Annotated in this window: 9 protein-coding genes; 4 read left to right on the top strand and 5 right to left on the bottom strand. The window is 65.0% G+C overall.

Features of this window, described 5'->3' with window-relative positions; all coding sequences use genetic code 11:
* Positions 1 to 84: 84 nt before the first annotated feature.
* Positions 85 to 1,464 carry a S41 family peptidase gene (locus DK366_RS09500; protein WP_109125314.1) on the bottom strand — a complete coding sequence of 460 codons (1,380 nt, stop codon included), beginning with the start codon at positions 1,462 to 1,464 and terminating at the stop codon, positions 85 to 87.
* A gap of 159 nt (positions 1,465 to 1,623) precedes the next feature.
* The gene (locus DK366_RS09505; protein WP_232820992.1) at positions 1,624 to 2,733 is read right to left on the bottom strand and encodes a peptidoglycan DD-metalloendopeptidase family protein; all 1,110 of its coding nucleotides are present in this window, start codon (positions 2,731 to 2,733) and stop codon (positions 1,624 to 1,626) included.
* A gap of 456 nt (positions 2,734 to 3,189) precedes the next feature.
* On the opposite strand from DK366_RS09505, the gene gltB reads away from it, so the two are divergent.
* The 4 genes from gltB (at position 3,190) to DK366_RS09525 (ending at position 10,995) form a co-directional block, all read left to right on the top strand.
* Positions 3,190 to 7,635 (top strand): glutamate synthase large subunit, encoded by a 4,446-nt coding sequence (gene gltB / locus DK366_RS09510; protein WP_109125316.1) that lies wholly within the window; start codon positions 3,190 to 3,192, stop codon positions 7,633 to 7,635.
* Positions 7,632 to 9,071 carry an FAD-dependent oxidoreductase gene (locus DK366_RS09515; protein WP_109125317.1) on the top strand — a complete coding sequence of 480 codons (1,440 nt, stop codon included), beginning with the start codon at positions 7,632 to 7,634 and terminating at the stop codon, positions 9,069 to 9,071. The genes gltB and DK366_RS09515 overlap by 4 nt, the downstream gene beginning before the upstream one ends.
* 228 nt (positions 9,072 to 9,299) lie before the next feature.
* Positions 9,300 to 10,169 (top strand): methylglyoxal synthase, encoded by an 870-nt coding sequence (locus DK366_RS09520; RefSeq protein ID WP_109125318.1) that lies wholly within the window; start codon positions 9,300 to 9,302, stop codon positions 10,167 to 10,169.
* A gap of 64 nt (positions 10,170 to 10,233) precedes the next feature.
* Positions 10,234 to 10,995 (top strand): NRDE family protein, encoded by a 762-nt coding sequence (locus DK366_RS09525; RefSeq protein WP_109125319.1) that lies wholly within the window; start codon positions 10,234 to 10,236, stop codon positions 10,993 to 10,995.
* A 98-nt stretch (positions 10,996 to 11,093) separates the two neighbouring features.
* On the opposite strand, the gene DK366_RS09530 is transcribed toward DK366_RS09525, so the two are convergent.
* The 3 genes from DK366_RS09530 to DK366_RS09540 all read right to left on the bottom strand — a co-directional run bounded on the left by DK366_RS09530 (position 11,094) and on the right by DK366_RS09540 (position 12,396).
* Positions 11,094 to 11,516: a YchJ family metal-binding protein gene (locus DK366_RS09530; protein WP_109125320.1), complete on the bottom strand. Its 423-nt coding sequence runs from the start codon at positions 11,514 to 11,516 to the stop codon at positions 11,094 to 11,096.
* Positions 11,517 to 11,604: 88 nt separating this feature from the next.
* A complete protein-coding gene (locus tag DK366_RS09535) occupies positions 11,605 to 12,198 on the bottom strand; it encodes a DUF938 domain-containing protein (protein ID WP_109125321.1) in 594 nt (197 codons plus the stop codon).
* Entirely contained in the window at positions 12,199 to 12,396 is a 198-nt protein-coding gene (locus DK366_RS09540; protein WP_109125322.1) for a hypothetical protein, read from the bottom strand.
* Positions 12,397 to 12,436 lie beyond the last annotated feature (40 nt).

Consider the following 12,436-nt stretch of genomic DNA (forward strand, 5'->3'; position numbering starts at 1 on the left):
GCGCACAAGTGCGCTCCTGGAGAAGAGCCGTGTGTCATGCGGCTCCCTTGTTTCCGGGAGCTGCCCTGGAACCACTCTTCCGTCTTAGTGCTTGGTGGGCGCTGGTGCGGACGCCGGCGGCCCGTACACCGTGCGATTCAGTGCCATGCCTTTCAGCACGTTCAACGCCTGGGACAACGCATAGTCCTGCGTGGCGAGCTTGGCGTTTTCCGCGCTGCCGTCGTTGTCGATGTCCTTGCCGCCCTTGGTGCCGTCTTCGTTGGCGAGGTGGTTGGGCAGGTCGGCTTCGGAGCTGATCAGGGTCGGCGCGCTGTCGGCCTTGTTCACGGCCAGGTCCGCCAGGGCGATGTCGGGCTTGATGCCTTCGGCCTGGATGGACGTGCCATTGGGCGTGTAGTAGCGCGCCGTGGTGATCTTCACGGCGTGATCGTTGTCCAGCGGCAACACGGTCTGCACCACGCCCTTGCCGAAGGTGCGGCGGCCGATGATGAGCGCGCGGTGGTTGTCCTTCAGTGCACCGGAGACGATCTCCGCCGCGGATGCCGTGCCGTTGTCCACCAGCACCACCATGGGGGCGCCATTGAGCAGGTCGCCGGCGTGCGCTTCGAAGCTGAGGTTGGAATCCTGCAGGCGGCCGCGCGTGGTGACGATGGTGCCGGAGTTGAGGAAGTCGTCGCTGACGCCGACGGCGGCGGTCAGCAGGCCGCCCGGGTTGGAGCGCAGGTCCAGGATGGCGCCCTTCTGCGGGCCGTTCTTGCGGATCAGCTCGCCGAGCTTCTTCTCGAGATCCGGCGCGGTGTCGTCCTGGAACTGGCTGATGCGGACGTATGCGTAGCCCGGCTCGATCTCGCGAGTCTTCACGCTGGTGACGGAAATCTTCTCGCGCACCAGCGGCATGTCGATGGGCTTGTCGCTCTTCTCGTGCAGGATGGTGAGCGTGACCTTGCTGCCCGGGTCACCACGCAGCGCCTTGAACATGTCGTCGATGTTCTCCGGGTCCACCACCTTGCCGTCGATCTTGATGATGGTGGCGCCGGGCTTGATGCCGGCGCGCGAGGCGGGCGTGTCGGCAATGGGGGCGATGATGCGCAAGGTGCCGTCCACCTGCAGCACTTCGATGCCCAGGCCGCCGTACTGGCCGGTGGTGTCCTCGTTGAGTTCGTCCAGGCCTTCCTTGTCCAGGTACTCGCTGTGCGGGTCCAGGCCGGTGAGCATGCCGCTGATGGCAGCCTTCATCAGGGTCTTGTTGTCCACTGGCTCCACATAAGCCTGGCGGACGATTTCATAGACGCGGCTGAAGTTGCGCACGTCGTCCAGGTCCACGCGGTCGGGCACGGACGAGGCCGGGGCAGGCGCGACATCGGCGGGCGTCTTGGTGCCGGTACTTTTGGTTGGCGCGGTCTGCGCCTGCGCCAGCGGCGCCGCCAGCAGCAGGACGGCCAGGCTCAAGGAGGAAAACCGCATGGATGGGGAACTCCGGTAAAGCGGTGGGGGCGGGCCCGGCGGTGGGCCGTATAAGTCGGTTTGACCGCCGGATGTCGCCAGAATTCAACACACTACAAAGGTTAGCCTGCGACGCTGCGCAGGCGGCGTCAATGCACCGGGGGCCTTTTCAGCCTGCTGTCAGCCTTTCTTGCCCAGCCATGTGCGCGGGTCCACAGGCTGGTTGTTCTGGCGCAGCTCGAAGTACACGCCGGTATTGACGCCCGTGGGCGCGCTGGCCGTGCCTACGGCTTCGCCTGCGTTCACCTGATCGCCCACGCCATGCAGGATGGTCTCGTTGTTGCCGTACATGCTCATCCAGCCGCCGCCGTGGCTCAGGATCACCAGCATGCCGTAGCCGCGCAGGAATGCCGCATAGACCACGCGACCGGACGACACCGCTCGCACCTCGCTACCGCCCGGCGCCTTGATCAGCACGCCGTTGCCGTAGCTATTGACCACGCCGGAGGCCGGCCAGGGCAGGTTACCGCGGATATTGGCCAGGCCCTTGCCGGCCGGCGCGGGCGATTTGCCCTCGTTGGCCTTGGCGGCGCGTTCGGCTTCGCGGGCGGCCTCGTCGATGGCCTTCTGCAGCGTGGCCACCAGCGAGTTGAGCGAGGCCTCGTTCTGCTTCAGGGCAGCCAGCTTGCCGGCCTGATCCTTGTATTGGGCGTCCGTGTCGGCCACCAGCCTGGCCTGGGCGGCGCGCTGCTGTTCCAGTGCCTTGGCCTGGGTGGCGCGTTCGGCGCGGGCGGTTTCCAAGGCCTGTTGCTGGGCGGTGATCTGGGTTTCCAGATCCTGCAGCTGGGCCAGGTCACCCATCAGCTTCTGCACCCGGGCCACGCGGTCTTCCTGGAAATACTTGGAATAGGCCAGTGCCTGGGCAATGCGGGTGACATCGTCGTCGCCCATCAGCAGGCGCAGGTCCGAGCCACGGCCCAATGCATAGGTGGCGCGCAGCAATTCCGCGATGGCGGCGCGCTGGCCCTCCAGGTTCTTCTGCAGCTCGGCGCGCTGGGCTTGGAGGTCAGCCAGCTCTTTCTGCTTGCCGGCCAGCTGGTTGTCCGTCTCGCGCACAGCCTTGGCGGCTCCGGCCACGGCATTGGCCTGCTTGGCCAGTTCGGCGGTGGCGCTATCGCGCTTGGCGGCGGTGTCGGCCTGCTCCTTGGCCAGCGCCTCCATCTTGCTGCGCACGTCCGAAAGCTTCTTCTGGGCTTCGGCTTGTTCAGTCTTGGTCTTGCTGTCCTGCATTGCCCAGGCGGGCTGGACGGCGATGAGGACGGCAAGCGCGCCGGTCGCGGCACAGGCTAGGGGGCGGGCACAACGGACTGGTATGGGCATCGGCTCATTATCACAGAGGGCGATGACGGCGCGCGAGCCGCCGGTGCCGGGAGATTGGTGGTCGGTCACGTGGTCTTCATCGCAGCGCCTTTGCGATCACTGGTATGCAACGTGCGATGCATTGCGCGCACGCGACAGCGCGTTGCACATGTCGAGGACATGATGTGCACATCGAACGTCGTGCATCGTTTGCTTTGTCCTGCGGACAAAAACGCTTCCATTTGTAACTTTCATTTGGCCGTAAAGATGTCTTTGACGCGACGCACCATCTGTGGTTTAGTCGAGGTCACACTTATGGATGCGTGACAGCGGCGCCTTGGGCACCGTTGGGACAACGCGTCTCTCACCATCGGCCGGGGAGGCAAGATGGCGCAAGCAGTTCCAGCGACGCTGTACGACGCTGCGTTCGAGCACGACAGCTGTGGGTTCGGTCTGGTCGCACAGATCGACGGTCATGCCAGCGCTTGGGTAGTGGACACCGCATTCAATGCGTTGGCCAAACTTTCCCATCGCGGTGGCGTGAATGCCGACGGCGTGAGTGGTGACGGATGCGGCGTGCTTTTTCATCGTCCGCTGGGCTGGTTGAAAGCGCTTGCCGACGAAGCCGGCATCGCACTGGGTGAGCGCTTCGCCGCTGGCGTGGTATTCCTCGATCCGAATGGCAGCGACGACGCAGCCATTACGCTGGAAGAAAAACTCCGCGAAGAAGGCCTGCATGTCGCCGGTTGGCGCCACGTGTCAGTGAATGCCGAAGCCTGCGGACCGCTGGCAGCGGCAGCGAAGCCACGCGTGCGCCAGGTGTTCGTGGAGCCGTCTGCGTCGATGGACGATGGCGTATTCGAACGCGCGTTGTTCCGTGCGCGCCGCCGCGCCGAGACGGCGCTGACGCACGACCAGCATTTCTATGTCGTCACGCTCTCGGCCGACGTGGTGGGCTACAAGGCCATGGCCGCGCCCGGCCGACTGCGTGAAGTGTTTGCCGACCTGATGCATCCGGCGTTGAGCGCCGATGCCGTGGTGTTCCACCAACGCTTCTCCACCAATACCACGCCGCAGTGGCGTCTGGCGCAGCCATTCCGCCTGTTGGCGCACAACGGCGAGATCAACACCATCCGCGCCAACCGTCGCTGGATGCAGTCGCGCGAATCCATCCTGCATTCGCCGCTGGTCGATCTTTCCGACATCGGTCCGCTGGTGCGCCAGACCGGCTCGGATTCGGAAAGCCTGGATAACGCGCTGGAGGTGCTGATCGCGGGCGGCTTGGACCTTATCGCCGCCATGCGCGTGCTGGTGCCACCGGCTTTCGCCGCGCGCGAAGGCATCGACGAAGACCTCGCCGCGTTCTACGAGTACTACGCGCTGCACAGCGAACCGTGGGATGGCCCGGCAGGCCTGGTGATGTGCGACGGCCACTACGCCGCGTGCACGCTGGACCGCAACGGCCTGCGCCCCGCGCGCTGGGCGCTGTCGGCGGACAACCATCTGATCGTCGCCTCCGAAGCCGGCTTGTGGGAGGTGCCGTCGTCGCAGGTGGTCGCCAAGGGGCGCCTCGCGCCCGGCGAAATGATTGCGGTGGATCTTCAGCAGCATCGTTTGCTGCGCGATGCCGACATCGACGACATCAACCGCAAGCGCGCGCCCTTCCGCGACTGGTTGCGTGCAGGTGTGAGCTATCTCGAATCAGACCTGATCGACCCGTCGCTGGCCGCCGAGCCGTTGCCGACGGAAGAACTGCGCCGCTACCAGAAGCTCTATGGGCTTTCGCGCGAAGAACGCGAAACCGTGCTCAAGGCGATGGTGGAACTGGAACAGGAAGCTACCGGTTCCATGGGCGACGACACGCCGGTCGCCGCCATGTCGCGCCAGGTGCGTCCGCTGTTCGACCGGTTCCGTCAGGGCGTTGCGCAAGTCACCAATCCGCCGATCGATCCGTTGCGCGAAAAGCTGGTTATGTCGCTGGTCACGCAGATCGGTCCCGAGTCGAACGTATTCGATCTCACGCCGGAAAACGCCAGGCAGATCCTGATCAACTCGCCGGTGCTCTCGCAGCGCAAGTTGCGTCAGTTGCTGGCGCTGCCGCAGTTCGCCGGTACGCCACGCTTTGATCTGATGTACGCGCCGGAAGAAGGCCTGGAAGCGGCATTGAACCGTCGTTGCCGCGAGGTGGAAAAAGCGGTGCGCGAAGGCTGCCAGCTGGTGTTCCTCAGCGACCGCTATCCGCAGAAGGACCTGCTTCCCATCCAGTCGCTGCTGGCCGTGGGCGCGGTGCACGCGCACCTGATCGACAAGGCGTTGCGATGTCAGTGCAACATCCTCGTTGAAACGGCGACGCCGCGCGACCCGCACCAGTTCGCCTGCCTGCTGGGTTTCGGCGCCACTGCCATCTATCCCTGGCTGGCGTACCAGAGCCTGTTCGAGCTGGGTCGCGAAGGCCACATCGACAGCGACCGCTTCGAAATCGGGCGAAGCTATCGACGCGGCATTCGCAAGGGTCTGTTGAAGATCCTGTCCAAGATGGGCATCTCCACGGTGGCGGGTTATCGCGGAGCACAGTTGTTCGAAATCGTGGGCCTTGCGCCGGAAGTGGTGGAGCTGTGCTTCCCGGGCACGCCATCACGCATTGGCGGCGCGGGCTTCGCCGAACTGGAACACGATCAACAGATACTCGCCGCGGAAGCGTGGAGCGATGCGTCGCCGTTGCGCGCGGGTGGCCTGTACAAGTTCGTGTACGGCGGCGAGTACCACATGTACAACCCGGACGTGATCGGCACGCTGCAAAAGGCCGTCCGCACCGGAAGCCAGACGGACTATCGCGCCTACGCGAACTTCGTCGACCGGCGTCCGCCCTCGGCATTGCGCGATTTGCTCTCGCCGCGTGCCGTGGGCGATGCGGTTCCGCTCGACGAGGTGGAGTCGGCCTCAAGCATCTTGCGTCGCTTCGATTCCGCCGGCATGTCGCTGGGTGCGCTGTCGCCCGAAGCGCACGAAGCGCTGGCGATTGCGATGAATCGCCTCGGTGCACGCAGCAATTCCGGTGAAGGCGGCGAAGATCCCGCGCGCTACGGCACCGAGAAGATGTCCAAGATCAAGCAGGTCGCGTCCGGCCGCTTCGGCGTCACACCGCAGTATCTGGTGAATGCGGAAGTGCTGCAGATCAAGATCGCACAGGGCGCCAAGCCCGGTGAAGGCGGACAGCTGCCCGGCCACAAGGTGGACAGCACCATCGCACGCCTGCGCTACGCCAAGCCGGGCATTGGACTGATTTCGCCGCCGCCGCATCACGACATCTATTCCATCGAAGACCTTGCCGAACTGATTCACGACCTGAAGGAAGTGAACCCTGAGGCGTTGATCTCGGTGAAGCTGGTGAGTCACGCCGGCGTGGGCACCGTGGCGGCCGGCGTGGTGAAGGCCGGTGCGGATCTCATCACCGTCAGCGGTCACGACGGCGGCACGGGCGCCAGTCCGCTGACGTCGATCAAGTACGCCGGCACACCGTGGGAATTGGGTCTGGCCGAAACGCAGCAGACGCTGCGCCGCAACGACCTGCGCGGACGCGTGCGCCTGCAGACTGATGGCGGCTTGAAGACTGGCCTCGACGTGATCAAGGCCGCGATGCTGGGTGCCGAAAGCTTCGGCTTCGGCACTGGCCCCATGGTGGCTCTGGGCTGCAAGTACCTGCGCATCTGCCATCTGAACAATTGCGCCACGGGTGTCGCCACGCAGCATGCCGTGCTGCGCAAGGAACACTTCGTCGGCCTGCCCGAGATGGTGATGAACTACTTTGGCTTCATCGCCGAAGACGTGCGCGCGCATCTTGCCCAACTCGGCGTGCGCAGCCTCGACGAGATCATCGGTCGCGCCGACCTGCTGGAACAGGTGAATGGCACTACACCGGTGCAGCACAAGCTGGATCTGACGCCGCTGCTCGGACACGGCACGCTGGGTACGAACGTGGATAGCGCCTGTACCTTGCCGCGCAATCCCATGCGCGACGAGGCCGCCCTAGCCACGCGCATCGACGAAGCGACACGTCACGCGGTGGCCAACAAGGTGGGCGGCGAGTTCGCTTTCGAGATCGTCAACACGGATCGCGCCATCGGTGCGCGCCTTTCCGGTGACGTCGCGCGTCGCTACGGCGACCACGGCATGGATGAGAGCCCCATCCTGTTGAAGCTCAACGGTGCGGCGGGCCAGAGTCTAGGCGCGTGGAATGCCGGTGGCGTGCACATCGACCTGGTGGGCGAAGCCAACGACGGCGTCGGCAAGGGCATGGCGGGCGGCCGCATCGTGGTGCGTCCACCGGCGGATTCGCCGTTCGCCACCAACGAGGCATCCATCATCGGCAATACCTGCCTTTACGGCGCCACCGATGGCGAGCTGTATGCCGCGGGTCGAGCAGGCGAACGCTTCGCCGTGCGCAACTCCGGTGCGCTGGCCGTCGTCGAAGGCGCAGGCGATCATTGCTGCGAATACATGACCGGTGGCGTTGTCGCCGTGCTTGGCAAGGTAGGACTCAACTTCGGCGCGGGCATGACGGGCGGCTTCGCCTACGTGCTCGACATCGAGCGCACCTTCGTGGACTGCTACAACCACGAGCTGGTCGACATCCTGCGCATTTCGCCCGAAGGCATGGAGCACTACATGCAGCACCTGCGCGCGCTGGTGGTGAAGCACGTGCAACTCACGGGCAGCGAATGGGGCCGGCGCATCCTGGCGGACTTCCGCGGCCTGCAATACAAGTTCTGGTTGGTGAAGCCCAAGGCGGCAAGCCTTGCTGCGCTGGCAGAGGAATTGAGGAGCGCAGCATGACCGACAAGACGTTCCAGTTCCTCAACGTGCAGCGACAGACGCCGCGTACGGTTCCCGTATCCATTCGTGTGCTCGGTTACGGCGAGATCGCGGGCGATTTCGGCAGCCAGCAAGCCGGCACGCAGGCGGAGCGCTGCATCGATTGCGGCAATCCGTATTGCGAGCACGCGTGCCCGGTGCACAACTACATCCCGAACTGGCTGAAGCTGGTGCAGGACGGTCGCCTGATGGAAGCGGCCACGCTGATGCACGAGACCAATCCCCTGCCGGAAATCTGTGGCCGCGTGTGCCCGCAGGATCGCCTGTGCGAAGGCGCGTGCACGTTGGAGCAAACGGCCTTTGGTTCGGTCACCATCGGCAGCATCGAGCGCTGGGTGACCGACGAAGCGTTGCGTCAGGGCTGGACGCCTGATCTGTCCGCCGTGCAGGAAACCGGCAAGCGCGTTGCCATCATCGGCGCGGGTCCGGCCGGGCTGGCCTGCGCCGATCGCCTGCGCCGCGCCGGCATCGCCGCGGATGTCTACGACCGACAGAGCGAAATCGGCGGCCTCCTCACCTTCGGCATTCCGCCGTTCAAGCTCGACAAGGGCGTGGTGCGCACGCGTCGCCAGTTGCTCGAAGGCATGGGCGTGCGTTTCCTGCTCAATCGCGACGTGGGGCGCGACATCGAATTCGGCCAGCTACTGGACGATTACGACGCCGTGTTCGTGGGAACGGGCGCCTACACTTATGTGGATGCGCAACTCCCTGGGCGCGAGCTGCGCGGCGTGCACGACGCGCTGCCGTTCCTCATCGCCAACACCGAACGCTTGCTGCGTGACGAAGCCATTCCGCCGGCCTTCGATTTCCGTGGCAAGCACGTGGTGGTGCTGGGCGGCGGCGACACCGGCATGGACTGCAACCGTACGGCGATCCGCCTTGGCGCGGCCAGCGTCACCTGCGTGTATCGTCGCGACGAGGCCAACATGCCGGGCTCCGCGCGTGAAGTAAATTACAGCCGCGAGGAAGGCGTGAACTTCCTGTTCCAGCGCCAGCCGCTGGAAATCCTGGGCGGCGCGCGCGGCAACGTGCGTGGCGTGCGCGTGGTGGAAACCGCACTGGCGGACGATGGTTCCGGCCGTCTCGTGCCACGCAATGTGCCCGGCACCGAATACGTGATCGATGCCGACGTGGTGATCCAGTCGTTCGGCTTCCTGCCCAGCCCGCCGGATTGGCTGCGCTCGCACGGTGTGGCGCTGGACAAGTCCGGCCGCGTGATCACGGGCGCCAACGGCACACTGCCGCACCAGACCAGCCACGCGCAGATCTTCGCCGGCGGCGACAACGTGCGCGGCGCGGACCTGGTGGTGCGCGCGGTGTACGACGGCCGCGAAGCGGCCGGGTCCATCGTGCAGATGCTGCAGACCGTCGATGCCGCCGCGCTGGCGCATGCCTGAGCAAGGCTTTGATAGTGCCTTGACTGTGGGAGCGCACCCTGTGCGCGACGTTTTTACCTAAGGTAAGCAGCGTCGCGCACAGGGTGCGCTCCCACATGGTTTCCGCGAACATCGCGCACTGCGTGTACTCCCACATGATGTGATTCGCTCTTTCCGTGGTGTGGAGGGCAATGCGACACTGCGCTGACCGCCATGATCGCGGTGCCAGTACTTCCACGGAGCAACCGCATGCGTCTCGGCCTCGCTGCCAACCAACTGCATCATTCCCACGCCAACGCCGCGTTGTTCCGCTGGCTGCATGCGTGCGAGGTCGGCATTCGCGAACTGGAACTGGGCTTGCATGCCGTAGGACGCACGTACGATGCGATCCACCGCGCAGGCTATCTCGATCGCTATCTCCCGCTGCGCCGTTATCCGTATGGCCGCGAAGGCGGACTGATGAAGCTGGTGGCGGAAATCGTGGGGCTGGGACCGGATCGCACGCTGGATGGCGCCATCTACCTGATGGACCCCGTCGATCCCTCATCCATTTTTCCCGAGGCCATTGCACTCAAGCGCCAGTGCGTGATCCACGGCAAGCCGTTCATTTCCACGGTGGCCACGGCGCGCGACTGGATCGAGATGGAGCGCATCCATGCCGGTTTTACGCGCGATCCGGGCGCGGACATCTTTCATGACCTGGAATCCCAGACGCTGGCACTGATTGCCCACGACGCCATGAAGCCGCAAATGCTTGCCTACGCCGCCGAGCATTTCGATGTGCTGTCGCGTTTCGCGCATCGCGTGGGCACCGGCACCACGGGCCAGCGACTCAACGAGCTTGCCTGGAGTCGTGGCTGGCCCGCGGACAAACCGTGGGTGGAGCGTTACCAGAGCGGCCCGATGGGTGGTGATGCCCAGATTGCGGATCTCGTACTCGAACGTCGCTGCCAGCGCGCCATCTTTTTCGAAGACCCGCACGTGGCACGCCAGCACGAAGCCGACATCCAGTTGCTGGAGCGCGCCGTCACCACCCGAACGGACGACGCCGTATGCATGACCTCGCCCAAGGTCGCGGCACGCTGGGCCGCCGCGGCAGTGTTGCGCGTACCGGCCTGATCGATGGCGGGTGCATACTGGACACCCTGCGTCGCCTGCGCGATGTCTCCCTGAGGTCGTTTCCATGTGCGTGATCGCTTTTGCCTGGCAAGCTCATCCGCGCTGGCGCCTGGTGCTCATCGGCAATCGCGATGAATTCCACGAGCGCCCGAGGTTGCCGCTGGCGCGTTGGGAAACACCGGCCATCATCGCCGGCAAGGACCTGGAAGCCGGTGGCACATGGCTTGGCGTGACGGACACCGGGCGATGCAGCGTGGTGACGAATGTGCGCGATCCGCGTGATCCGCAACTGGGCCGTTCGCGTGGCCTGTTGTCGCTCGATTACCTGGCGGGCGCCGAAGACGCGGTCGCTCATGCGGATCTCTTGCTGCGTACCGCGGCCGACTATCGACCGTTCAACTTGCTGACGTTCGATACCACGCACGCGTTCTACATCGGCAACCGTCCCGACTCGCGCGCGCAATCCGTCGAGCCCGGCGTGCATGGTCTGTCCAATGCCGATTTCAATACGCCGTGGCCCAAGACGCGGGCACTAATGCGACACATGCAGTCATGGATTGATGCGGGACACGACGATGAATTCTCGCCGCTGTTCGCCGCACTGGCCGATCCGCATGGCTATCCGGATGACCAGCTTCCCGACACCGGCGTGGGCCTGGAACGCGAGCGCTGGCTGTCATCGGCCTTCATTCGCGGCGACCGTTATGGCACGCGCGCCAGCACCGTGGTGGCCATGGGTCACGATGGTCGCGGTGTCGTAGTGGAACGGCGCTTTGGCCCGAACGGCCATGAGGAAGGCGAAACGGCCATGCCTTTCGGGCGCTAAAAAAGTACGTGTGGGAGCGCACCCTGTGCGCGACGCTCTTCATTACCCGCTCGAAAAGCGTCGCGCACAGGGTGCGCTCCCACAGTGAAAGACAAGCATCAAGCTTCGGACTGGCCCGGGAACTCGCCTTCCACGTAAAACCAGTGGCCATCCTCGCGCACGAAGCGGCTGATCTCGTGCATGCGTTGCGCCTTGCCACCGCCATAACGCAGGCGTGCCACGAATTCCACGATGGCTCGGTCGCCTTCGCTTTCATGCCGCTTCACGGTCAGGCCCAGCCAGGTTGGCGCTGGCTGCTGCGACGTGAGTTTCAGGTGCGCGGGACGCGTGCTGTGATGCCAGGTGGCCAGCAGGTAAGCCTCGCGCTTGAGCACGTAGGCGCTGTAGCGGGAGCGCATCAGTTCTTCGGCCGTGGCCGCCACGGCCCCCTCGTGCAGGCGCCCGCAGCAGCGGGCGTAGCCCTCGTTGTTGCCGCAGGGGCAGGGGGTCAGGGTGTCGATGGCTTGTACGTAGGGTCGCATGGCGTGTCGCGGGCGCGGCCGGGAGCGCCCTCTGGGACGCATCGTGACGCCATCGGGACCAAAATGCCAACGCCGGCAGGCGCAGCACCTAGCGGGTGCGTTGCCAGATGCGCAGGCGATTGTTGGCCGGCATGGCCACGTCGTCGATCAGGTCGAAACCGGCCACTTCGGCCAGGGCATCCACCGCTTCGGCATCGCGGATGCGCATGTGCGTGCCGCGCGCCTGCAGCCATTCGTCGAAGGCGGCATTGCTGTCGCTGGTGTAACGGCCGCCGTAATTGAAGGGGCCATAGATTGCGAGTTTGGCGTCGTCCGTGGTGACGCCGGCAAGGCGATCGAAGAGTTCTTCCACCTCGTCCCAGCTCATGATGTGCAGCGTGTTGGCGCTGAACACGGCGTCGTACCGCCGCGAGGGCCACGGTCCGCTCACGTCCAGCGCGAGCGGCTGTGGCGTGTTGGGCAGCGCTGCCTCGTCCAGCCACAGTTGCATGCCGGGAAGGTGTTCTTCGCGGTCGCTGCACTGCCAGCGCACCTGGGGCAACGCAGCCGCGAAATACACCGCGTGCTGGCCCGTGCCGCTGCCTATTTCCAGCACATCGCGCCGGTCGGCAAAGTGCGTGCGCAGTACTTCCAGGATCGGCTCCCGATTACGCTCGCACGACGGTGCATTGGGCTTTTCCACTCAGACGGGACGGCCGCGCAGCACGCGGGCGGGCAGCATCAGCATGGCGCCGAGAAAGGCGAACACCGCGCTCACGGTGATACCCACAAGACGGAACGGCAGCACCAGCAGCCACACGATGGGATAAAGCACCAGCGCAATCAGCGCGAGCGGCCAGCAGAACACCAGCAGCAACAACCAAAGCAGGAAGGCAACCATGGCCCGATCCTCATGCCGGAAACAAAGCCACTCTAGCGCA

The sequence above is a fragment of the Dyella sp. C11 genome, assembly GCF_003121485.1.
In the GTDB taxonomy this organism is placed as follows: Bacteria; Pseudomonadota; Gammaproteobacteria; order Xanthomonadales; family Rhodanobacteraceae; genus Dyella.

Coding starts and splice junctions, on each gene's coding strand:
- DK366_RS09525 (WP_109125319.1), top strand. CDS start 10,234: ATGTGCGTGATCGCTTTTGCCTGGCAAGCTCATCCGCGCTGGCGCCTG.
- DK366_RS09520 (WP_109125318.1), top strand. CDS start 9,300: ATGCGTCTCGGCCTCGCTGCCAACCAACTGCATCATTCCCACGCCAAC.
- DK366_RS09515 (WP_109125317.1), top strand. CDS start 7,632: ATGACCGACAAGACGTTCCAGTTCCTCAACGTGCAGCGACAGACGCCG.
- gltB (WP_109125316.1), top strand. CDS start 3,190: ATGGCGCAAGCAGTTCCAGCGACGCTGTACGACGCTGCGTTCGAGCAC.
- DK366_RS09500 (WP_109125314.1), bottom strand. CDS start 1,464: ATGCGGTTTTCCTCCTTGAGCCTGGCCGTCCTGCTGCTGGCGGCGCCG.
- DK366_RS09540 (WP_109125322.1), bottom strand. CDS start 12,396: ATGGTTGCCTTCCTGCTTTGGTTGTTGCTGCTGGTGTTCTGCTGGCCG.
- DK366_RS09530 (WP_109125320.1), bottom strand. CDS start 11,516: ATGCGACCCTACGTACAAGCCATCGACACCCTGACCCCCTGCCCCTGC.
- DK366_RS09505 (WP_232820992.1), bottom strand. CDS start 2,733: ATGCAGGACAGCAAGACCAAGACTGAACAAGCCGAAGCCCAGAAGAAG.